This is a genomic window from Clavibacter sp. A6099 (genome assembly GCF_021919125.1).
Classification (GTDB): domain Bacteria; phylum Actinomycetota; class Actinomycetes; order Actinomycetales; family Microbacteriaceae; genus Clavibacter; species Clavibacter seminis.
Genome location: NZ_CP083439.1, coordinates 712,686 through 734,469 on the forward strand (window position 1 = coordinate 712,686; position 21,784 = coordinate 734,469).

Below are 21,784 nucleotides of genomic sequence, written 5' to 3' on the forward strand. Positions count from 1 at the left end.
TCGTGGCGGCGGGCGGCGGATCAGCCGCCCGTGGAGCAGGGGACCTGCGTGATCTCCGACTCGAGCGGGCGCACGAGGGGCGTGTGGCGGACCTCGAGCGGGCCCTGGTCGTCGGACGTCGGCATGGTGAACGTGACGTCGACGGTCTTGGTGTCCTGCGGCGCGAGCTCGGTGCGGATGCGGATCATGCCGCGCCCCATGTCGGTGCCGCGCGCCTCCTCCGTGGTGAGGTCGGCGTCCGTCTTCCAGTCGGCGACCGTGGAGCCGACGGGGCCGTACACGAGCAGGTCGTCGAACTGGCGGCCCTTGGCCTTGCCGTCGAGGCCCGTGACGTAGCGCGGCAGGCTCGTCACGGCGTCGACCGGCGCGATGCTCGTCATGTCGACGGACACCGTGTAGGTGGTGGTGTCGCCGCAGGTCTCCGCCTGGATGCGGGATCCGGAGCGCAGGTAGTAGCTCATCTTGGATCCCGAGCCGATGTCGTTGAAGTACAGCCCGATCGCGGTCTGGTCGGTGTTGTCGTCCGGCAGCGCGCCGCTCAGCGGCCCGCCCTCGATGAGCGCCTGCTCCTCCGGCACCGTGCTCCACAGCAGCAGGCGGCGCTCGTCGATGGCCCGGTCGATGGCGGTGACCAGCGGGACGACGGGCGGGGTGTCGGTGACGAGCTTCGCGAAGATCGTGCTGGCGGCGCTCGCGAAGTAGCGGTCCTGCGCGAGGTAGTCGGGGTACTGGCTGTAGACGGCGCCGAGGAGCGTGGGCACCGCGTTCTCCGCGTTCAGCTGGTCGCCCGTGGCGAGCGTGATCGGCCCGGTCGCCTCCAGCAGGTAGCTGAGCGCGATGGGGTCGAACGACAGCACGCCGTCGACCCGGTCGCCGATGTTGGCCTCCCAGTACGACTTGGCGAGGGCGCCCGACGTGGGGAAGTCGGGGAACATCGTGATGTTCTGCTCGAACCGGTCCGAGCGCGGCTCGATGAGGCGCACGGTCTCGTCGGGCACGTCGCCCTGGCGCACGTTCCGCGGGAAGTCGTTGCTCGACGCCTGCTTCGCGATCCGCACGGTGCCGTCCTCGACGGTCAGCAGCACGAGCGCGGCCGGGTTGCCGCCGGTGGAGCGCACCTCCGCGTTGTTCTGGAACATCAGCAGGTAGTTGCGCGCGCCGTCGGCCCCGAGCAGGTCGGGGAGGACCCCGGTGACCTCGCGGAAGGTGCCCGCGGTGTCCTCGGTGCTCGTGAGCGTGTCGTCCATCAGGTCGACGTCGTCGGCCACCTGCGCCCAGAGGCTGTCGCGGTCGATCGTGTCCAGCTCGGCGCGGGCGCCGGCCAGGCCGTCGCTCGCGGTCTGCACGGTCTGGCCGAGCGAGCGGATCCCGTCGAGGTCGATGCGGCCGAGCACGGGCGTGAACGCCGAGAGGGAGACCTCGGTGGCGGGCGTGACGACGTCGGTCGCGAGCCGGTCGCTCGTGGCGGCCAGCACGCGGGCGGCGTGGAGGTTCGGGCCGACGAAGGGCAGCCACTCGTAGGCGCCGAGCACGCCGTCGTCCGCGGCCTCGGCGGCCTTCGCCGTGTGGTCGCGGAGCTCGGCGGCGCCCGTCTTCGCGGTGTCGATGTCGCCCGCGAGGAGCGCCGTCTGCACCTGGTCGGAGAGCGGCAGCGCGTCGCGGAGCTCGGACTGGACCGTGTCGACGCGGGGGAGGATCAGCGCGGCGGAGACCGCGGTGCCGATCACCAGGACGCCGATCACGCCGACCGGGATCCAGAGGCGCTTGCGCTTCCACAGGGGGCGTCGGGTGGCGTCGCGATCCGCGCGGTCGGCACGGCGGCTGCGGCGGCCGGTCGAGCCGTCGGATCCGTCCGAGCCGTCGGCCGGGGGCAGGATGTCGTCGATGCCGCTCACCGGTCGGGCGTCCAGTTCACGGCCGGCTTGCCGGCCGGGAAGGCGCGGCCGTTGCCGATCGCGGGGCGCGCGTCCGCGGGTGCAGGGGCGGATCCGCCGACGGCGCCGAAGCCGGCGGCGCCGGCGCCGATGAGCGCCTGCTCGCGGACGGCCGCGGGCGCGGTCTCGTCGGGCAGGGGCACGGGTGCGCTGACGGGCCCGGTGACCTGCTTGCGGGTGGAGGAGATCCAGAAGAACGCGAGGAGGATCACGAGCGACGCGATGCTCGTCGACATGCCCTGGTACGCGTCGCCGCGGATCAGGGAGAAGAGGTACGGCGTGACGACGACCGCGATGGCCGCGCCGAGGAGCCCGCGCCGGCGCATGCGGGCGCGGATGAACAGGCCGGCAACGAGCCCGAGGAGCGCGCCGACGGCGACGACCCCGGGGATGCCGAAGTTCGAGAAGGCCTCGCCGATCGCCGACAGGCTCGTCTCGACGCGGTTGACGCCGTAGAACCGGGGCACGTACGTCGACGTGAACCACGTGTTGCCGCCGCCGAACGGCTTGTCCTCCCAGAGCCCGCGGGGCACGAACCAGGCGGGCACCGCGGCGTACGTGGCGCCCCACTGGTAGACGAAGTCGGGCAGGGAGGCGACCTCGTTGAGGCGGATGAGCACGTCGAACGGGCGGGTCTCAATGCCGCTGGTGAGGCGGTCGAGGAGCACGCCGACCGGGTCCTGCGTGAGGCGGTCGAGCGAACGGCCGTTGTCGAACGTGGACTCGCGGATGACGATCGAGTAGACCATCGCGACCACGGCCGTCACGCCGCCGATGAGGGCGATGCTGCGGAAGCGGAAGGGCTTCGGGCCGACCTGCTTGAGGATCAGGAACGGCAGGAACACGCCGATGATGAGCGGGCCGCGGCCGCCGGCGGACCCGGCGCACACCACGAGCACCAGCACGGCGACCAGGTTGACCCAGTTCCAGCCCTCGAGGCCCTTCTGGCGGCGCGCGAGCACGTTGTAGACGATCGCGATCTGCACCGGGATGTAGGAGAGGCCGATGAACGACTTGCCGGAGAGGAAGTCGCTCCGGTTGGCGAGGCCCGTCGTGTACGCCTGGATCCCGCCGGAGGAGAGCACCAGGTACACGAGGAGCCCGAGGGCCACGACCGAGGAGATGACCACGAGCGCCTGCGCCACCGACGTGTTGAACACGCGCTGCCAGCGCACCTGCGTGTCCGGGTCGACGAAGGCGGGGCCGCCCGCGAGGGCGTTGTCCTCGAGGGCCTTGGCGTCCTCGCCGCCGCGGGCGATGCGCCGGGCCTCCCGGGCCACCGAGTAGTAGTAGATGACGAAGAAGGCCGAGAAGAAGATCAGCGCCTCGATGAGCGCGGAGCTCGCCGCGAGCTGCAGCGTGGGGGAGAAGAAGCGGGTGTCGGCGATGGCGCCGGGGCTCGTCTCCATGCTGTTGGCCACCGTGAGCGGGCGCAGCACGAACAGCAGCAGGCCCGTGAACGCGACGATGCCGCCGGGGGTGATCGGATCCCCGTTGGAGACCGTCTCCTTCACGAGCACGCCGACGAGCAGGATCGCGAGCACCGCGATCATGAACGGGTAGGAGAGCTCGTTGCCGAGCAGCGCCACGCCGCCGAGCGCGGCGAGGACGGTGAGGACCACGGCGGCCGCGAAGACCGCCGGGGTCGCTAGGCGGTACGTCGGACCCATGTGGTCATCTCCTCGAAAGCCGCGTCCAGGCGGGCGGTGGCGGCGACGAGAGCCGCCGCGGTGGTGGATGCGGCGTCGGCGTCGGCCGGCGCTGCGATGGCGGTGCGGACCGCCCGGTCGAACGCGGGCTCCGTGCGCGTGCCGAACTCGGTCGTGAACGCCCCGACCTTGGTGGCGCCACCCACGGCGACCACGGGCGTCGTCAGCATCGTACCGAGGTACATGGCGTGCATGCGAGAGGCGATGACGACCTCGCGATCGGCCATGAGCTCGGCCGCGCGGCGCCAGCCGTGGTCGCCGGGCTCGGTCGTGAGCCGGGCGCGGACATCGGGGGCCAGGGCGCCGGCGTCGGAGTCGTCGCCCTGGTCCATCGACACGAAGACGACCTCGCCGAAGCGCTCCTCGAGGGCCTGCACGTGCGCGAGGGTGACCTCGGGGGAGTGCTTCGCGTTGAGCGCGACCACGGCGCCGCGGCGGCGGCCGGCGGGCGCGGCCATCCGGGCGAGCTCGGGGGCGGCGAAGAGGCTGACGTCGGCGGCGACCTCGACCGGGAGCTTCGAGTACCCGGCGGCGCGGCCGGCGGAGTCGGGGTCGCGGGTCCAGACGCGGGCGCCGTCGAGACCGGCGCGGAGGGCGAGGCGCGCGCGGCGGCGGGTGACGGGATCCGCGCCCACGCCGAACACGGCGAGCGGCGTGCGTCCGGTGCGCGCGATGAGCCCGGTGACGGCCATGAGGCGGGGGAGGCCCGCGAACGGGCGAGCCGGCTGGTCGTCGGCGAGGAGCGTGCCGCCGCCGACGACGACCGCGTCCACCTGGCGCACGAGGTCGGCGAGCGCGCGCACGCCGGAGACGCGGGCGCGCTCCTCGGTGGAGTCGACGCGCGCGGTCTGCCCGAAGTCGGCGATCACGGTCTCGTGGCCGGCCCGGCGGAGGCGCTCGGAGAGCGCGTCGGTGAGGAAGGCGTCCCCGAGGTTCTGGGGGTGGCCGGACGCGAGGGTGCGGTCGGCGGAGACGATGAGGGTCCTCATGCGTCCTCCTTCCTGACGGAGCGGTGGCGGTGGCGGATGAGGAGCGCGGCGATGGCGGCGCTCAGGACGAGCTCGGCGACGAGCGTGACGCCGGCGAGGAGGGCGGGGCCGCCCGTGAGCGCGGCGGCGAGCGTGAGGACCACGGCGACGACGCCCGTGACGATGGTCGCGGTGAGCCGCACGCGCACGAGGCCGGAGCCCATCGCGTAGGCCATGAGCGCGTAGTTGACGAACTTGGGGGCGACCGAGAGGAGGATCACGAGGAAGATCGCCTGGTCGAACGCGTCGCCGCCGAGGACCCGCTCGACGGGCTCGCGGATCAGCGCGAGGATCCCGGCCAGCACGAGGCCGCCGAGCGCGAACCGCCACCAGTAGGCGCGCGCGGGGCGGCCGGCGGCGCGGATCCGCGGGATCAGCTGCTGCGAGAGCGTCGCGGGCAGGACCTCGAGCGGCTGCACGATGCGGTACGCGAGCGCCAGCGGCACGACGGCATCTGCCCCGAGGATCGCCGTGCCGAGCACGAGCGGCGCCTGCGAGTAGAGCGCGCTGAGGGATCCGGAGAGGCCGAACTCGAGGATCTGCGGGAACACGCGCACGGGCTCGTCGCCGGTCGTCGCGAGGCCGCGGCGGACGGCGATCCAGGTGCCCGCGGTGACGATCAGCGACACCACGGGGAACGCGAGCAGCACGAGGATCTCGGGCACGACGGACGCGATGACGAGCGGCACGGCCTTCAGCACGACGAGCGCGAGGTCGGGGAACGCGTAGGAGGCGTCGCGGCGGCCGACGAGCAGGGGCGCGCGGATCGTGCGGGTGAGCGAGTCGAGCACCTGGCTGACGCCGAGCGCGACGAGCAGCAGCACGGCCTCGCCGGGCATGGACGAGGCGGCGGCGACGGTGATCAGCACCGCGACGGCCGCGCCGAGCGACCCGAGGCCCGCGTGGAACGCGACCGCGCGCGCGTGCACGCTCCGGGTCAGGCGCGTGCGCGGCAGCGACAGCAGGAAGTTCGCGGCGCCCGAGTCGGTGATGATCGCGAACGAGCTGAGCAGCGCGAACCCGGTGACGAGCGCGCTCTGCGCCGACCCCTCGGACAGGCGCGTGAGGACCACGAGCAGCACCAGCTGGAGCACGCGCGTGAGCCCTGCGGCTCCCGTGGGGAGCAGCAGCCCGATCCGCCTGATCATCGCGTCCCGATGCTCTGGTAGGCGTCGTGGACGGTCTGCGCGGAGGTGCGCCAGTCGAAGCGGCAGGTGACGGCGCGGCGGATCCGGGCGGCCTCCTCCTCGTCGAGCGGGTCGGCGGCCGCGAGCCGGGCGAGCGCCTGGGTGATGGCGGACGTGTCGGCGGGCGAGAAGTACGTGGCGTCGTCCCCGCAGATCCAGTGGAAGACGTCGATGTCGGAGACGGCGAGGCGCGCGCCCGCGACCATCGCCTCCACGAGCGGCAGGCCGAAGCCCTCCGCGAGGCTCGGGAAGACCACGCCGCGCGATGCCGCGTAGAGCACGGCGAGCTCGTCGTCGGTCACGTAGCCGGCCAGCTTGATGTCGTCCGACTCGGCCATGTCGACGTCGCCGAACACGGCGCTCTTCGCGCCGACGAGCACGAGCGGCGCCTGGGCGCGGGTCTCCGCGGGCAGCTCGAGGTACGCCTCGGTGAGGCGCTTCAGGTTCTTGCGCGGATCCATGCTGCCGACCGCGAGCAGGTACCCGCCGTCCGTCACGCCGAACCGCTGGAGCACGCGGGCGCGCTCCTCGGCGTCGCGCGGCTCGCCGAACACGGGGCTCGGCGCGTTGGGCGCGACCACGACGGGCGCGCTGGAGAGGCCGAGCTCCCGCACCTGCTCGGCGACGGGCTCGCTCACGGTGACGATGACGCGCGCGTCGCGCAGGTTCGCCCGCAGGAGCGGCACGTGGGTCACGACGTACTCCCGGCTGTACCACTCGGGGTTCGTGAGCACGAAGAGGTCGTGCACGACCACGATGTGGCGGCGGTGCACGAGCGGCGCGCGGCTCGTGAGCGACAGCAGCACGTCCTGGCGCGTGATCCACGGCAGGGTCGTCTGCACCCAGAGCCAGCTGCGCGCGCCGGACGACGCGATGCCATCGGACGGTGTGGCGCGCGTGACGCCCTGCTTGCCCTGGAGCGCACGGGCGATCTCCGTCGCGTAGCGCTGCTGGCCGGTGACCCGCTGCCCCGCGTACGCCTCGTTGACGACGAGCCGGCGCATCACGCGGCCGCTCCGTCGAGGCGCGCGCCGTCGTGGCGGACCCAGGAGGCGATGCTGCGCTCGAAGACGGCGGCGTCGAAGTCGGCGGAGCGGCGGACGCTGTCGGCCGGGTCCAGCGCGGCGGCGCGCGCCACGGCGTCGGCGAGGCCGGCGCCCTCCCAGTCGTGCACGTGCACGCCCGTGACGCCGTCGACGACGCTCTCGGTCGCGCCGCCGACGTCGCTCACGAGCACGCGCGCGCCCGCGGCCATCGCCTCGACGGGCATGATCCCGAAGTCCTCGACCGCGGGGAACACGTACGCGAGCGAGCGCTGGTACAGCGTGTAGAGGAGCGCGTCGCTCGGCCGCGGGACGATCGTGACGGGCACGCGCGCGGCATCCGCCTGCGCCCGCAGCTCCTCGGCGAGCGGGCCGGATCCGGCGAGCACGACGGGGACGTCGGCCGCCTCGCCCGCGCGGATCACGAGGTCGAGCCGCTTGTACGGCACGAAGCGGCTGGCACCCAGGAGGAAGCGGTCGGGCAGCGACGCGGCGAGCTCGGCGTCGGATCCGGTCAGCTCGCCCTCCCACGACGCGGTGTCGCGGATCGCGGTGGCGTCGACGGGCGGGTGGATCACGCGCGCGTCCACGTCCCAGGCCTTGCGGATGCGCGCACGCACGAACGCGCTGTTCGCGGCGAACTCCGCGTGCGACGCCTGCGCGCGGCGCCGGTCGAGCGCGCGGAGCGGGGGAGCCGCGGCCTTGACGAGCGGGTTGGCGCCGCGCTGGTCGAGGTCGGGGGTCCAGAGGTAGCGCGCCGGGCTGTGCACGTAGACGTGCTGGCGGGTCGCGCGATCCCCGTGGCCGAGGTGGTGCGCGAACAGGTGCGAGCTCGAGAGGGTCCACTCGTACGCGTCGAGGTCGAGCGAGCTCCACGTGAGCGGCATGAACGGCAGGGCCAGCGGCTTGCGCTTGCGCAGCGGCGTGCGGGCGATCCAGCTCTCCCGCACCGGGCGGTCGCCGAAGCGGCCCGGGTCGTCGTTCCAGAGCGTGAAGAGGTCGGCGTCGGGGAAGGCGTGCGCGAACGCGTCGAACACCTTCTCGGATCCGCCGGACTTCTCGATCCACTCCTGGACCAGCAGCCCGCCCATCAGACGGCCCCGTCCGCGCCGAAGACGGCCTTGAACGTGCGCGCGAGGATGATGATGTCGCCCGTGAGCGACCAGTTCTCCACGTAGTAGAGGTCGAGGCGGATGGCGTCCTCCCACGAGAGCGACGACCGGCCGGAGACCTGCCACAGGCCCGACATGCCCGGCTTGATGAGGAGGCGGCGGCGCGCGGCGCTGTCGTAGAGCGCGACCTCGCCCTCGCGCTGCGGGCGCGGGCCGATGAGGCTCATGGATCCGAGGAGGACGTTGAGGAACTGCGGCAGCTCGTCGAGCGAGTAGCGGCGGAGGACGCCGCCGACCTTCGTGATGCGCGGGTCGTCCGTCACCTTGAACAGCGGCGTGTCCGCCGTGCCCTGCTGCTCCAGCAGCGCGAACAGCTCGGCGTCGGCGTTCATGCGCATCGAGCGGAACTTCAGCATGTGGAACGGCTCGCCGTTCAGGCCGATGCGCTCCTGCTTGTAGAAGACGTCGCCCTTGCTCGTGGCCTTGATGAGGATCGCGAGGATCAGGAACACGGGGCTCAGCACGATGAGCGTGATGCCGGAGACGACGATGTCGAACAGGCGCTTGGAGAGCAGCTTCCGGCCCTCGAAGCGCGGCGTCTCCACGTGGATGAGCGGGAGGCCGGCGACGGGGCGCGTGTGGATGCGCGGGCCGCCGATGTCGGTGAGGCCGGGCGCCATGACGAGGTGGTGGCGGCCGGGCTCGAGCGACCAGCTGAGCTCGCGGATCCGCTCGGGGGGCAGCTCGTCGCTCGAGGTGAGCACGAGCGTGTCGGCGCCGAGGCGCTCCAGCTCCACGAGCACGTCGTCCGCGTTGCCGACCACGGGCACGTCGAGGCCGGGGAGGCGCGAGGGCCGCGCGTCTCCCGTGAGGCACGCGCCGACCACGCGGTAGCCGGCCTTGGGGGCGCGGGCGAGGGTCGTGGCGGTGTGGGTGGTGCTCTCCAGGGATCCGACCAGCAGGATCAGCGAGGAGAACTCGCCGCGGCGGCGCTGGGCGGAGAGCCAGACGCGCCAGAGCGCGCGCGACAGCAGCAGGAGCACGAGGCCGAGCGGCAGGCCCGTGACGATGTAGCCGCGCGCCAGGTCGATTTTCACGAGGAAGGCGACGATGGCGATGATCCCGAAGAGCCGCAGCGTCGCATCCGCGACCTGCTTGTACTCCGCCGTGCCGGTGCCGACGATGCGGTAGTCGCGCGTGCTGTAGACGGTGAGCACGAAGAGCCACGCGAGGATCAGCACGACCGAGACCATCGTGTAGGTCACGGCCACGCCCTGGGCGTTGCCGCCGAGGTCGACTGTGCCGGCGGTCGTGCCGAACCACAGGAACTGCACGCCGAAGGTCGTGAGGATGATGACGATCGCGTCGCTCAGCGCCAGGCGCCGGGCGTAGACGACCCGCCAGCGCGACCCCTCCTGGGCCTCGTCCGTGCGTCGTGTCTGTTGCGTGTCCACTGGTCCCCCGGGGCAGGCGGCTCCGCGCGGGAGCCGGTGGTGTGTGATCGAGCGGCGAGCGCTCGCGTGTGCGGTGGCGGGCTGGTCGGGTCAGCCCCGGAGGCGGGGCGCGTCGGTCCGGGTCACGGCCCGCACCGACTCGAGGATCGACTCGATGGCGCCCCCGGCCTGCTCGCCCGAGGCGTCGTAGGTGGCCTGCGAGCGGCGGTAGGGGTCGACCACGTCGTAGTCGTCCTCCTTCGCGGGCGGCAGGGTGACTCCCCGCTGCGCCGCCACGAGCGGGATGAGCGCACGCAGCTGCTCCGGCACGTCGCCGTCGCAGGCGATGTGCTTCTCGTCCGCCGACACCTCGACGAGGTGCTCGAAGAGCGCGGCGAACTCGCGGATCGTGAAGGTGAAGCGGTTCGCGCGGGGCACCGCGCGCACGACGGCGCTGCGGTGCTCGCGCGCCATCGTGAGCACCAGGTCGACGCCCTGGATGATGCCGGGCGTGAGGAACCTCGCCTGGTGCTCGCTCGGGTCCCCGCCGTAGCGGACGGACAGCTCGGCCGCCTGCTCCGGCATGCGCTGCCCCTCGGCCGCGATCGTGCCGGCGCTGGAGAAGCGCACGACCGAGTCGGCCTCGGCGGCGTGGCCTCCGAAGATCGCCCGCACCCGGGCCCGGAGGACCTGCTCGGCGAGGGCGGAGCGGCAGATGTTGCCCGAGCAGACGAACAGGACGCGGAACGAGCCGTCGTCGACGCCCTCGGAGGATGCGTCGCCGAGGGCCGCGCGTGCGGCCCTGCGGCTCGTGGGGGGGAGTTCCGACATGGAGGAGAGCTACGCCTTGATCTTCTCGATGGGCGCCTTGGACTTGTTGCCGTCCTCGTCCTCCGTGTACCCGTACCCGTATCCGTAGTGGCCGTAGCCGTACGCGTCCGGGCCCTTGGTGGGGAGCATGGTGATCACGAGGCCGAGCACGTCCGCGCCCACGTTGGTGAGGTTGGCGATGGCGCTCTTCAGCTGCGTGCGGTGCGTGCGGCCCGCGGCGACGACGACGATCGCGCCGCCGGCGTTCTTCGACAGGATCGCCGCGTCGGTGACGGGGAGCAGCGGCGGGGCGTCGATGAGCACCACGTCGTAGCGCGCCTCGAGGTCCTGCAGCAGTCGCGCCATGCCCTGCGAGCCGAGCAGCTCGGACGGGTTCGGCGGGATCTGGCCGGCGGGGAGGATCGAGAGCATGCCCGAGCCCCAGGGCTGGATGACGTCCTCGATCTCGGCGCGGCCGATGAGGATGTCGGTGAGGCCCACGGCGCCCTCGAGGCCCATGTAGGAGGCCAGGCGCGGGCGGCGGAGGTCGGCGTCGATGAGGACGACCTTGATGCCGGAGTCGGCCAGCGCCAGCGCGAGGTTGGAGCTGGTGGTCGACTTGCCCTCGCCCTGGATGGACGAGGTGATGACGAAGCTGCGCGAGCGGCCGCCGAACTCCAGGAACTGGAGGTTCGTGCGGAGGCTGCGGAAGGACTCGGCGCGGGGGCTCCGCGGGTCGTCCTGCACGATGAGGGGACGCTCGGTCGCCTTCGGGTCGTACGCGATGCCGCCGAGGATCGGCTTGGTGGTGACCAGCTCGACGTCGCGCTCGCCGCGGATGCGGTTGTCGAGCGTCTCGCGGAGGAGGCTGACGCCCACGCCGATCAGCAGGCCGATGAGCGCGCCCACGATGATGTTGACGGGCAGGTTCGGCGACGACGGCGACTCGGGGATCTCCGCCTGCTCGAGCTGCGTGATCTGCACCTGCGGCGTGCCCTCGATGGTCTCGGGGACGAGCGTGCCGACGACCGTCTTGAGGCTCTCGCCGATGGCGTCCGCGAGCGTCGCGGCGTCCTGGCGGGACTGGTCCTTGACCGTGATGTCGATGATCGTGGTGTCGAGCGGCGCGGAGGCGCGGACCGACTCGGCCAGCTCGCGCGACGTGACGTCGAGCCCGTACTGGTCGATGACGGGCTGGAGGACGGCGCGCGTGGTGACGACGTCCGCGTAGCTCTTCACCGCCTGGGTGATGAAGTTGTTGCCCTGCTGCAGGTCCTGCACGTTGGAGGAGCTGCTCTGCGCGACGTACATCTTGGTGGACGCCTCGTACTCGGGCGTCTGGAGGAGCGAGAAGGCCGCTGCGGCGCCCACCCCGACCAGGAGCGTCAGGATGATGAGCACCGCGCCCCTACGCAGCATCCGAATGAAGTCACGGAGCGCCATAACTTAGAACCCTTCCCCAAAAGCACACAGGCGCGGAGTGTCCGCATACGTGGGATATCCACAGCCTCGGCTGTCTATCATCACACAGCTCAGGAGTGGTGCTAGCAGCCCGGAACGCCCCCGTCCGGGGCATGGTAGGGCCTGTGACGCCCTGTTAGGGTCGCTCAGACAGCAGTGCTGCACGGCGGTACACGAGTGAGTAGGGACCTGGGCCATGAGCTCGCAGACATTTCGCCGGGGCACGCCCGCGCTCCCGGATCCGTCGGAGCTCCGCTCCGCACCGGACGACAAGAACCCACCACCTGAGGGGGATTCGCCGACGGTGAACCGCGGCTTCCGCCCGGACGTCGAGGGCCTGCGCGCCCTCGCGGTGGTCGCCGTCATCGTCGACCACCTCTTCGACTGGCCGTCCGGCGGCTTCGTGGGCGTCGACGTCTTCTTCGTCATCAGCGGCTTCCTCATCACGGGCCTGCTGCTCAAGGAGTACGAGCGCACCAAGACGATCTCGTTCCTCGACTTCTACAAGCGCCGCGTCCGCCGCATCATGCCGGCCGCGCTGCTCGTGCTCGTGGTCTCGACGGCGGTCTCGTTCCTCGTCTTCAACGTGGTGCGCGCCCAGGCCAGCCTGTGGGACGCGATCTGGTCGGCCCTCTTCGTCTCCAACTGGCACTTCGCGAGCGCCGGCACCGACTACTTCGCGTCCGACGGCCCCATCTCGCCGTTCCGCCACTACTGGTCGCTCTCGGTCGAGGAGCAGTTCTACCTCGTCTGGCCCGTGCTGATCTTCCTGGTGATCACGTTCGCCCGCCGCCGCACCCCCAAGAACCGCGTCAAGCGCGCGCGCCTCTTCACGCAGACGATCGGCATCACGGTCGGCGTCCTCATCGTCGCGTCGCTCGCGTGGGGCTTCTACGAGACCTCGGCCCGCCCGACCGTCGCGTACTTCTCCACGTTCTCCCGCGCGTGGGAGCTCGGCATCGGCGCGCTCCTCGCGATCTTCGCTGCGCGGCTGGCCACGCTGCCCGCCGCGATCCGCCCGGTGCTCGGCTACGTCGGCCTCGCGGGCATCATCGCGTCCTTCTTCCTCGTCTCCGGCGACGAAGCGTTCCCCGTGCCCTTCGGCCTGCTGCCGGTCGTCGCGACCGCGCTCGTCATCGCGTCGGGCATCGGCGGGGTGTCGAAGGCCATGGTGCCGATCACGAACCCGGTGACCACCTACATCGGCCGGCTGTCGTTCTCGCTGTACCTCTGGCACTTCCCGGCGATCATCCTGCTGGCGTCGCTGCTCGGCACCGGCACCCTCGAGTACTACGGCGCCGCGATCGGCGCGACCCTCGTGCTCGCCATCGCCTCGTTCCACCTCGTCGAGGACCCGATCCGCCGCTCCAGCTGGCTCGACCCGAAGAAGGCCGGCCGTCGGTCCTCGGGCGCGCAGCTGAAGATGACCGTCGCGGCGCTCTCCGTCGTCGCGGTCGCCGTGGTGGGCGTCGTGGCCGTGGCCGTCGTCCGCGACGAGCCCAGCGGGCAGAGCCAGCTCGGCAGCGGTCAGAACGGCACGGGCGGCACCGCGACCCCGCCTCCGGCCACAGGCAACGCGCTCGAGGTCCGCGGTGAGCAGGTCACCGCGGCGCTCGCCGCGGACGAGTGGCCGGCCCTGGATCCCGCCGTCGAGTCGTTCGGCGACTTCGGCCGCGACGTCATCGCGCCCGAGTGGGCGAAGGAGGGCTGCCTCGGCGCCGACCTGGCCAAGGACAAGGACGCGATCAAGAACACCGAGCACTGCGTGTACGGCAACGCCGCCGCGGGTCCGGAGAAGACCGCGGTCATCTTCGGCGACTCGCTCGCGATCAGCTACGCGCCCATGCTCCGCACGAGCCTCGGCGACGACTGGAAGGTGCGCGTGCTCACCATGGCGCGCTGCCCCGCGTCCACCGTCACGAGCACGGACACCGACGGCTCCGAGTACACGGAGTGCACGGACTTCCGCAACTGGGCGCTCAACGAGATGAACGCGACGAAGCCCGCGCTCATCCTGATGAGCGAGGCCGTCGACAACTCCTACCTGTCGAGCAAGGCCACGGGCGGCGCCGCCGACCGCGAATGGCAGGCCGGCGCGCTCACCACGATGAACTCGCTGAAGACCGCGGCGTCCAACGTGATCGTCCTGTCCCGCCCGCCGGCAGCCACGGCCCTCGTGGAGTGCAAGACGCCGACGAGCTCGCCGAACGACTGCCAGTCCACGGTGTCGCCCTCCTTCATCAGCCACGCGCGCACGATGGAGGCGGCGGCGACGGAGGTCGGCGCGCCGGTCCAGTTCATCAACACGCAGGGCTGGTTCTGCAGCCAGGGCACGTGCCCCGCGTTCGTGAACGGGATCCCCGTGCGCGGCGACACGTCGCACCTCACGGCCCGCCAGTCGCAGGACCTCGCGCCGATCATGGCGGACATCCTCTCCCCGCTCGGCATCGGCGCGGCCCCGGCTCCGGCCGCCGGCTGATCCGCCCGCACCACCGCACGCCACGACGGGCGCTCCTCCTCCGGGAGGGGCGCCCGTCGTCGTGCGCCCGGCGGCGCGGGCGTCCGCGCGGTGGGCGAGGACGAGCGCCGACCGACGGGAGCACGACCTGTCCCTCGCGCAGGTGGCGAGCACTGACGGGTCCGGCGCTCGTCGCTCGGTCGTGGACCACGCCCTGAGCACGACGGATCACCGTGCGGAGGATCCGGGCTCAAATGCGGGCCCGCCCGTGCGCCGTCAGCGCTCTGGACGCGGTCAGCGCGCCCCGGGGAGCGCGGCTGGCAGCATCATCAGCCCCGCGGCGCCTTCGCGGCCTGCGAGCGGCTCGTGAGGCGGCGGGCGACGCCGATGAACGGCACCTCCACGAACCGGTGGACGAGCCAGGAGACGACGAGCGTGACGGCGATGGCCGCGATGACGCGCACGATCCCCTCGGGCACGTCGACGGCGCGCACCACGCGGTAGGCGAGCGGGTGCAGGAGGTACGCGGCGTAGGAGATCGCGCCGAGCCAGATCAGCACGCGCGAGTGGGCCGCCCGGCGCGACGCGTAGAACGCGAAGAACAGGCCGAGGCCGAGGAGGAAGGACACGGCGTAGTCGAACGGCGGCCATGCCGCGTCCTGCCCGCCGTTGAGGTACGTGAACAGCGGCACGCCCACGACGCCGGCGACGAGCAGGCCGCGCCAGGCGGTGGATCCATCGCGGTCGCGCAGGTGGATCGCGTGCCCGAGCGACGCCGTGTAGAGCAGCAGCGGCAGGGTCCAGGGCAGCTCGCGCTCGAGCACCCGGCCGGCGATGGCCGCGGCGACGAAGCCGGCGAGCCAGACGTAGCCCATGACGACGCTGCGGTCGAGGCGGCCGATGAGCTTCGCGACGAGGGACTGGCCGTAGAAGATCAGCTCGATGCCGAGGGTCCACGCCGTCGGCACGATCGTGAAGATGCCCACGGCGCCCTGCACCATGAGCACGTTCGCCATGATGACGAGGGGGCCGCCGAGCTCGCCGTCGCCCGTGGTCCCGATCCACAGCATCATGAGGCCGAGCACGAGCCAGTAGAGCGGGAAGAGCCGGTAGAGGCGACGCACGAGGAAGGTGCGGGTGTCCTGGCGCTGCAGGCTGAGGGGGATGACGTAGCCGCTGACGAGGAAGAACGCGACGACGCCCACGCGCCCCGCGTCGATCCACTGGCGGCTGAAGTCCTCGAACGCCGGGTACTCCGCGGCGATGAGGTGCTGCAGCACCACGATGAACGACGCGACGCCGCGGACCGCCTCGAGGAACTCGATCTTCCGACCGGTCTCGCTCTTCACTGTCACGGTGCTGGTCACGCGGGCTCTCCTCTGGTGCGGGCGCGACGCTCCCGAGGCACCGCTTCGACCCTAACCGCCGGGCTGCGCGCGGTAGGGCGGGGGGATGCCCCTACTTCTGGGCGCTGTCGTCGAGGACCTCGGTGCGCACGAACTTGCGCACCTCGGCGCCCATGAGCTTGTAGCCCGTCATGTTGGTGTGGATCCCGTCGCGGAAGAACTCGGTCCGCCACTTCATGTCCTTGTTCGTCAGGTTCTTCCACGGGTTGAAGAAGTGGTACCCCTGCGCGTCGGCGAACTGCTCGAGGTGCGCGTTGACCTCGGGCGGCGTCTCGGGCGAGGCGTTCTGCGGCGGGATCCCGAGGATCACGGTCTCCTTGGGCGCGAGCTTCTCGACCGTCTGGAGGATGTCCGCGTCGAGCTGCGTGTCCGGCACGCCCGCGATGCGGTTGTTCGTGCCGATCATGATGAGCGCCACGTCGACGTCCTCGACGGTGGGCGTGTTGGCCGCCATGACGGTGCTCGTCGCGCCGTCGGTGCCCCAGCCGCCCGCGAAGGTCAGCGGGTCGCCGACGACGTAGTCGACGTAGGCCATGCCCTGGTCGATGCCCTGGGGCAGCGTGCCGACGAAGCCGTTCGTGTTCGAGTCGCCCATCACGACGATGCGGGTCATGTCCTCGGGCGCCGTCGTGGCGGACGCCTCGGGGGCGGGCTCGCCCTCGGTCGCGGTGGGGGCGGGCTGCGGCCCGCTGGTGCACCCGGCGAGCAGGAGGACGGCGGCGAGGGCGCCGAGAGCGCCCCGGGCCATGCGACGTGCGGGCATAGGTGTTCATCCGATCGTGGAGGGGTCCGCGGCAGCGGCGAGCCGGTGACCCCGTCAGCCGCTGCGATCACGGGGCCGCTCGGAAACCATTGTGGCATGCGGTTTCCGTCGGTCCGGTGGCGGCGTGGCGCGCCGCCGATCCCCGGAGGGCGTGATCGGGCGCCCGACCGGCTGGCGACCGGGGTTCGGATCGGCGCGGGTCAGGCGGTGCGCGCGAGGCGCACGAGCGCCTGGACGGCGGCGTGATCGGAGGGCGAGCGGCCCTCGAACGTGTACGGGTTGATGGCCGAGTCGACCACCTCGACGCCGCGGCCCGCGAGGATCCAGTCGATGCGCTCGCCCTCGGGCACCGGGGCGCCGTACGCCGTGAACGTGCCGATGTCAGGGGTCGCGTGGTGCGCGGCCGTGGTCCAGGTGTCGGCGAGGCCGGCGTCGCGCGTGAGGATGTCGTACGCCGCGGATTCCTCGGCCGGCGCGTTGAAGTCGCCCGTGACCACGATGGGCGCGCCGGACGCGACCTCCTGCAGCCGCTCGGTGATGAGGTCGGCGCTCTTCACGCGCGCGAGCTCGGACTCGTGGTCGAGGTGCGTGTTCAGGTGCACGAACTCGGCGCCGCTGCGGCGGTCGCGGAAGCGCGCCCACGTGGCGATGCGGGTGGTGCTGCAGCCCCAGGAGCGGGATCCGATGAGCTCAGGCAGGTCGGACAGCCAGAACTGGTCCCACGCCACGACGTCGAGGCGGCGCTCGTCGTAGAAGATCGCGCTGTACTCGCCGCCGGAGCCGCCGTCGCGGCCGTAGCCGAGCATGCGGTGGTGGGGGAGCGCCCGGGCGATGGCGGGCAGCTGGGCCGCGAGGGCCTCCTGCACGCCGAGGACGGTGGGCTGCTCGAGCTGGAGGAAGCGGGTGAGCACGGGCTCGCGGTCGGCCCAGTGGTCGGGATCGCCCGGCTCGGTGGTGGGGCGGGCCAGGCGGATGTTGCAGGTCATGACGTGCACGAGGTCGCCCTCGGCCGAGCCGATGGTCGCCTGCTGGGGCGGGGCGGGAGCGGTCTGCGCCGCTGCCGCCTGACGAGACGGAGGGGGGTCGGCCTCCGCGGTGCCGTCGGGCCCGTCCGTCGTCGTGGTCGTCTCGTCCGCGCGCGGGCGCTCGAGGAGCGCCGTGCCGGAACCTCGGGTGGGCCGCCCGACGCCGGGATCGGAGGATCCGGCACCGTCGAACAGGTCGCGTCGGCTGAATCCGCCGCTGGCCATCATGGAGATCTCCTCGGGTCGCACGTGTCTCGCATGATCAGCCTGCGCGACGGGACCCCTGCGGGGACCAACGGCGCATGGCGGATGCGTGAACTGCACGGACAGGTCTACGCGAGGGGTGCGGGGATGGCAACCCGAGGGCGGCGTGTCGGCGGGTCGCGGAGGGATCCGCCAGCCGGCGCATGGCCCGCTGGCAGACGCGCGCGCCGCCGGCGGGTGCCGGCGGCGCGCGGATCGAGGTGGAGGAGCGTCAGCCCAGGTACTCGGCGAGGAAGTCGGTGAGCGCCCGCCACGAGCGGCGCTCGGCGCGGTCCTGGTACTGCGCGCCGTGCTCCGGGGAGTCGACGCCCGGGACGGAGAACGCGTGCATGGCACCGCTGTAGGTGACGACCTGCCAGTCGATCGCGGGACGCGTGCGCATCTCGTCCTGGAACGCGGCGACCTTCTCGTCGGGGACCATCGGGTCGTCCGCGCCGGTGAGCACGAGGATCGCGGCCTTGACGTCGGCGACGTCGGCCGGCTCGTGCACCACGAGGCTGCCGTGCAGGGAGATCGCGGCCTTGATGTCGGCGCCCGCGCGGGCGACCTCGAGCGACGCGCTGCCGCCGAAGCAGTAGCCCATGACGGCGATGCGGGACGGGTCGACGTCGGGCTCGGCCGCCAGGCGGTCGATGCCGGCCTGCACGCGGGCGCGCATGAGCGGGAGGTCGGCGTAGAAGGACCCGGCGACCTGGCCGGCCTCCTCCGGGCCGGGGCGCACGTCGCGGCCGTAGACGTCGGCGGCGAACGCGACGTAGCCGAGCCGGGCGAGCATCTCGATCCGCGCGGCCACGTGCCCGCCGACGCCGAACCAGTCGTGGATCACGAGCACGGCCGGGCGGCGGCCGCTCCGGGCGGCGTCGCGCGCGAGGAGCCCCTCGAGCTCGGTGCCCTCGTGGTCGTACAGCACGGGGCCCATCCGGATGTCGGCGCCCGCGGGCAGCGGCACGCGCTCGGTGAGCTCGGCGAGGGACGGCGACCAGAAGGGGGTCGATGCGGGGTCGGTCATGCTCATGCCTCCACGGCGGTGCCGAAGCGCGCGGGGAGCGTGGCGCGGTGGATCCCGCGCAGCTCGTCCACGGACAGGGTGAAGAGACCCTGCAGCTCGAGGCCGGGTGCCTGCGCGTCCGTGACGCCGATGCGGAGCACCGGGTAGCCGCGGCCCTCGCAGAGGCCCTGGAACTTCACGTCGTCCTCGCGGGGCACCGTGACGAGCATGCGGCCGGTGGACTCCGAGAAGAGCGCGGTGGCCGCATCGACGCCGTCGCGCTGGACGATGCCGTCGAGCCACACGCGGGCGCCGACGCCGAAGCGCATCACGGCCTCCGCGAGCGCCTGGCCGAGGCCGCCGTCCGAGAGGTCGTGCGCGCTCGCGATGAGCGACTGCGTGGCGCCGGCCGCGACGAGGGACGCGAGGTCCTTCTCGGCCGCGAGGTCGACCACAGGCGGGACGCCGCCGAGGTGGTCGTGTACGGTGCCGGCCCAGGCGGATCCGTCGAGCTCCTCGCGCGTGACGCCGAGCAGGTAGATGTTGTCGCCCTCGTCCTGCCAGCCGGAGGGGATGCGGCGCGCGACGTCGTCGATCACGCCGAGCACGCCCACGACGGGCGTGGGGTGGATGGCCTGCGTGCCCGTCTGGTTGTAGAGGGAGACGTTGCCGCCCGTGACGGGGATCTCGAGCTCCAGGCAGCCGTCCGCGAGGCCCTCGACCGTGCGGCTGAACTGCCACATGACCTCGGGGTCCTCGGGGCTGCCGAAGTTGAGGCAGTCGCTCACGGCGACGGGCGTGGCGCCGGATGCGGCGACGTTGCGGTACGCCTCCGCGAGGGCGAGCTGCGCGCCGCGGTACGGGTCGAGCTGGCAGAAGCGGCCGTTCGCGTCGGTGGCGACCGAGAAGCCGAGGCCGCTCTCCTCGTCGACGCGGACCATGCCGGCGTCGTCGGGGAACGACAGGGCCGTGTTGCCCATCACGTAGCGGTCGTACTGGTCGGTGATCCACGACGCGTCGGCCAGGTTCGGGCTGCCGAGCAGCTGCAGGAACTGGTCCTTGATGTCGTCGGGCGCGGTGGGGCGCGCGAGGCGCGACGCGGAGTCGGCCTGGAGGGCGTCGATCCACGTGGGGTAGGCGACGGGCCGGTCGTAGACGGGGCCGTCGACCGCGACCGTGCGCGGCTCCACGTCGACGATGCGCTCGCCGTGGTGGTCGATGACGAGGCGGCCGGTGTCGGTGACCTCGCCCAGCACGCTCGTCTCGACGTCCCACTTCGCGACTACCTCGAGGAAGCCCTCGAGCTTCTCGGGCTTCACGACCGCCATCATGCGCTCCTGGCTCTCCGACATGAGGATCTCCTCGGCCGTGAGCGACGGGTCGCGCAGCAGCACCTCCTCGAGCCGGATGTGCATGCCGCCGTCGCCGTTGGACGCGAGCTCGCTCGTGGCGCAGGAGATGCCGGCGGCTCCCAGGTCCTGGATGCCCTCGACGAGGTCCTTCGCGAACAGCTCGAGGCAGCACTCGATGAGCACCTTCTCGGCGAACGGGTCACCCACCTGCACCGCGGGGCGCTTGGTCGGGCCGCCGTCGGCGAAGGTGTCGCTCGCGAGGATGGACGCGCCGCCGATGCCGTCGCCGCCCGTGCGCGCGCCGAACAGCACGACCTTGTTGCCGACGCCGCGGGCGTTGGCGAGGTGGAGGTCCTCGTGGCGGAGGACGCCGACCGCGAGCGCGTTCACCAGCGGGTTGCCCTGGTACACGCGGTCGAAGTAGGTCTCGCCGCCGATGTTCGGGAGGCCGAGGCAGTTGCCGTAGAAGCTGATGCCCGCGACCACGCCGTGCACGACGCGCGCGGTGTCGGGGTCGTCGATGTCGCCGAAGCGCAGCGCGTCCATCACGGCGACGGGACGCGCGCCCATCGAGATGATGTCGCGGACGATGCCGCCGACGCCCGTGGCCGCGCCCTGGAAGGGCTCGATGTAGGAGGGGTGGTTGTGGCTCTCGATCTTGAAGGTGACGGCCCAGCCCTCGCCCACGTCGACGACGCCCGCGTTCTCGCCCATGCCGACCATGAGGTCCTTCTTCATGGACTCGGAGACCTTCTGCCCGAACTGGCGCAGGTACTTCTTCGAGGACTTGTAGGAGCAGTGCTCGCTCCACATGACCGAGTACATGGCGAGCTCGCCGCTCGTGGGGCGGCGGCCGAGGATCTCCCTGATCTTCAGGTACTCGCCCTCCGTGAGTCCGAGCGCCGCGTACGGCTGCTCCTTCTCCGGGGTGCGCTCGGCCATCTCGACGGTGTCGGCGACGTGGCGGCGTGCGCTGCGTCCCTCTCCCGCGGGGGTCTCGGTGGGGACGGATGCGGGATCGGGGTGGACGCTCACTGCGCGAGGACTCCTTCGAGGACGGACGTGAAGAGACGGAGGCCGTCGACACCGGAGCGCATGGCGGCCGGGGTGTCCGGTCCGAAGCCCTCCTCGACGGCGTGCTCGGGGTGGGGCATGAGGCCGACGACGTTGCCGCGGGCGTTGGTGATCCCGGCGATGTCGCGCAGGGATCCGTTCGGGTTGCCGCCGAGGTAGCGGAAGGCCACGCGGCCCTCGCCCTCGAGGCGGTCGAGCGTGTCGGCGTCGGCGATGAAGCCGCCCTCGCCGTTCTTGAGCGGGATGGTGATCTCCTCGCCCTCGGCGAAGGCGCTCGTCCACGCGGTGCCGGTGGCCTCGACGCGGAGGCGCTGGTCGCGGCAGACGAAGGCGCCGGCCTCGTTGCGGATCAGCCCGCCGGGCAGCAGGTGCGCCTCGGTGAGCATCTGGAAGCCGTTGCAGATGCCGAGCACCGGGACGCCGCGCTCCGCCGCGTCCACGACCTCGCGCATGATCGGCGCGAACGCGGCGATGGCGCCCGCGCGCAGGTAGTCGCCGTAGCTGAAGCCGCCGGGGAGCACGATCGCGTCGACGCCCTGGAGGTCGTGGTCGCCGTGCCAGAGCGCGACGGGCGTGGCGCCCGCGAGGCGGACGGCGCGCTGCGCGTCGCGGTCGTCGAGGGATCCCGGGAAGGTGATGACCCCGACGCGCATCAGCGCTGCTCCGCCGCGGCGGAACCGTGGGGGAGCGGGTGCGCGGCGACGTCGGTGTCGGCCGTGCCGCCGTCCGCGATGGTG

16 protein-coding genes are annotated in these 21,784 nt (G+C 72.3%); 1 reads left to right on the forward strand and 15 read right to left on the reverse strand.

Features of this window, described 5'->3' with window-relative positions:
* Positions 1-20: 20 nt before the first annotated feature.
* From KYT88_RS03515 to KYT88_RS03555, 9 genes are all read right to left on the reverse strand, one after another.
* On the reverse strand, positions 21-1,895 hold the full coding sequence (locus KYT88_RS03515; protein WP_043585061.1) for a DUF4012 domain-containing protein: 1,875 nt from the start codon (positions 1,893-1,895) through the stop codon (positions 21-23).
* Complete coding sequence (locus tag KYT88_RS03520) at positions 1,892-3,604, reverse strand: O-antigen polymerase (RefSeq protein ID WP_043585059.1); 1,713 nt, start codon at positions 3,602-3,604, stop codon at positions 1,892-1,894. The genes KYT88_RS03515 and KYT88_RS03520 overlap by 4 nt, the downstream gene beginning before the upstream one ends.
* Positions 3,583-4,632 carry a polysaccharide pyruvyl transferase family protein gene (locus tag KYT88_RS03525; protein WP_043585057.1) on the reverse strand — a complete coding sequence of 350 codons (1,050 nt, stop codon included), beginning with the start codon at positions 4,630-4,632 and terminating at the stop codon, positions 3,583-3,585. The genes KYT88_RS03520 and KYT88_RS03525 overlap by 22 nt, the downstream gene beginning before the upstream one ends.
* Positions 4,629-5,819 carry a polysaccharide biosynthesis protein gene (locus tag KYT88_RS03530; RefSeq protein ID WP_043585055.1) on the reverse strand — a complete coding sequence of 397 codons (1,191 nt, stop codon included), beginning with the start codon at positions 5,817-5,819 and terminating at the stop codon, positions 4,629-4,631. Before KYT88_RS03530 ends, KYT88_RS03525 begins: the two co-directional genes overlap by 4 nt.
* Positions 5,816-6,862, reverse strand: coding sequence for a glycosyltransferase family 4 protein (locus KYT88_RS03535; RefSeq protein ID WP_237583852.1), 1,047 nt, complete (start codon positions 6,860-6,862; stop codon positions 5,816-5,818). Before KYT88_RS03535 ends, KYT88_RS03530 begins: the two co-directional genes overlap by 4 nt.
* Complete coding sequence (locus tag KYT88_RS03540) at positions 6,862-7,992, reverse strand: glycosyltransferase (protein ID WP_043585050.1); 1,131 nt, start codon at positions 7,990-7,992, stop codon at positions 6,862-6,864. The genes KYT88_RS03535 and KYT88_RS03540 overlap by 1 nt, the downstream gene beginning before the upstream one ends.
* Complete coding sequence (locus KYT88_RS03545) at positions 7,992-9,467, reverse strand: sugar transferase (RefSeq protein WP_043585048.1); 1,476 nt, start codon at positions 9,465-9,467, stop codon at positions 7,992-7,994. The genes KYT88_RS03540 and KYT88_RS03545 overlap by 1 nt, the downstream gene beginning before the upstream one ends.
* 90 nt (positions 9,468-9,557) lie before the next feature.
* Positions 9,558-10,277 (reverse strand): arsenate reductase/protein-tyrosine-phosphatase family protein, encoded by a 720-nt coding sequence (locus tag KYT88_RS03550; RefSeq protein ID WP_043585046.1) that lies wholly within the window; start codon positions 10,275-10,277, stop codon positions 9,558-9,560.
* Between the two features lie 9 nt (positions 10,278-10,286).
* Positions 10,287-11,699 (reverse strand): tyrosine-protein kinase domain-containing protein, encoded by a 1,413-nt coding sequence (locus KYT88_RS03555; RefSeq protein ID WP_043585044.1) that lies wholly within the window; start codon positions 11,697-11,699, stop codon positions 10,287-10,289.
* A gap of 214 nt (positions 11,700-11,913) precedes the next feature.
* Here KYT88_RS03555 and KYT88_RS03560 point away from each other — a divergent pair, with 214 nt between their 5' ends.
* Complete coding sequence (locus KYT88_RS03560) at positions 11,914-14,196, forward strand: acyltransferase family protein (protein WP_043585042.1); 2,283 nt, start codon at positions 11,914-11,916, stop codon at positions 14,194-14,196.
* Between the two features lie 308 nt (positions 14,197-14,504).
* On the opposite strand, the gene KYT88_RS03565 is transcribed toward KYT88_RS03560, so the two are convergent.
* From KYT88_RS03565 to purQ, 6 genes are all read right to left on the reverse strand, one after another.
* Positions 14,505-15,542, reverse strand: a complete 1,038-nt coding sequence (locus KYT88_RS03565) for an acyltransferase family protein (protein WP_043585040.1) — start codon at positions 15,540-15,542, stop codon at positions 14,505-14,507.
* Between the two features lie 91 nt (positions 15,543-15,633).
* Positions 15,634-16,344, reverse strand: a complete 711-nt coding sequence (locus tag KYT88_RS03570) for an SGNH/GDSL hydrolase family protein (RefSeq protein WP_043585038.1) — start codon at positions 16,342-16,344, stop codon at positions 15,634-15,636.
* A 200-nt stretch (positions 16,345-16,544) separates the two neighbouring features.
* Positions 16,545-17,597 carry an endonuclease/exonuclease/phosphatase family protein gene (locus KYT88_RS03575; RefSeq protein ID WP_043585034.1) on the reverse strand — a complete coding sequence of 351 codons (1,053 nt, stop codon included), beginning with the start codon at positions 17,595-17,597 and terminating at the stop codon, positions 16,545-16,547.
* Positions 17,598-17,844: 247 nt separating this feature from the next.
* A complete protein-coding gene (locus KYT88_RS03580; protein ID WP_237583768.1) occupies positions 17,845-18,642 on the reverse strand; it encodes a dienelactone hydrolase family protein in 798 nt (265 codons plus the stop codon).
* A gap of 2 nt (positions 18,643-18,644) precedes the next feature.
* Positions 18,645-21,008, reverse strand: coding sequence for a phosphoribosylformylglycinamidine synthase subunit PurL (gene purL / locus KYT88_RS03585; protein WP_043585028.1), 2,364 nt, complete (start codon positions 21,006-21,008; stop codon positions 18,645-18,647).
* Positions 21,005-21,700: a phosphoribosylformylglycinamidine synthase subunit PurQ gene (gene purQ, locus KYT88_RS03590; protein ID WP_043585026.1), complete on the reverse strand. Its 696-nt coding sequence runs from the start codon at positions 21,698-21,700 to the stop codon at positions 21,005-21,007. Before purQ ends, purL begins: the two co-directional genes overlap by 4 nt.
* Between the last annotated feature and the right edge of the window lie 84 nt (positions 21,701-21,784).

Bases quoted from the DNA above. Each gene is read 5' to 3' on its own strand.
- KYT88_RS03530 (WP_043585055.1), bottom strand. From the start codon at position 5,819: ATGATCAGGCGGATCGGGCTGCTGCTCCCCACGGGAGCCGCAGGGCTC.
- purQ (WP_043585026.1), bottom strand. From the start codon at position 21,700: ATGCGCGTCGGGGTCATCACCTTCCCGGGATCCCTCGACGACCGCGAC.
- KYT88_RS03520 (WP_043585059.1), bottom strand. From the start codon at position 3,604: ATGGGTCCGACGTACCGCCTAGCGACCCCGGCGGTCTTCGCGGCCGCC.
- KYT88_RS03555 (WP_043585044.1), bottom strand. From the start codon at position 11,699: ATGGCGCTCCGTGACTTCATTCGGATGCTGCGTAGGGGCGCGGTGCTC.
- KYT88_RS03580 (WP_237583768.1), bottom strand. From the start codon at position 18,642: ATGACCGACCCCGCATCGACCCCCTTCTGGTCGCCGTCCCTCGCCGAG.
- KYT88_RS03525 (WP_043585057.1), bottom strand. From the start codon at position 4,632: ATGAGGACCCTCATCGTCTCCGCCGACCGCACCCTCGCGTCCGGCCAC.
- KYT88_RS03560 (WP_043585042.1), top strand. From the start codon at position 11,914: ATGAGCTCGCAGACATTTCGCCGGGGCACGCCCGCGCTCCCGGATCCG.
- KYT88_RS03540 (WP_043585050.1), bottom strand. From the start codon at position 7,992: ATGGGCGGGCTGCTGGTCCAGGAGTGGATCGAGAAGTCCGGCGGATCC.
- KYT88_RS03550 (WP_043585046.1), bottom strand. From the start codon at position 10,277: ATGTCGGAACTCCCCCCCACGAGCCGCAGGGCCGCACGCGCGGCCCTC.
- KYT88_RS03535 (WP_237583852.1), bottom strand. From the start codon at position 6,862: ATGCGCCGGCTCGTCGTCAACGAGGCGTACGCGGGGCAGCGGGTCACC.
- KYT88_RS03570 (WP_043585038.1), bottom strand. From the start codon at position 16,344: ATGCCCGCACGTCGCATGGCCCGGGGCGCTCTCGGCGCCCTCGCCGCC.
- KYT88_RS03575 (WP_043585034.1), bottom strand. From the start codon at position 17,597: ATGATGGCCAGCGGCGGATTCAGCCGACGCGACCTGTTCGACGGTGCC.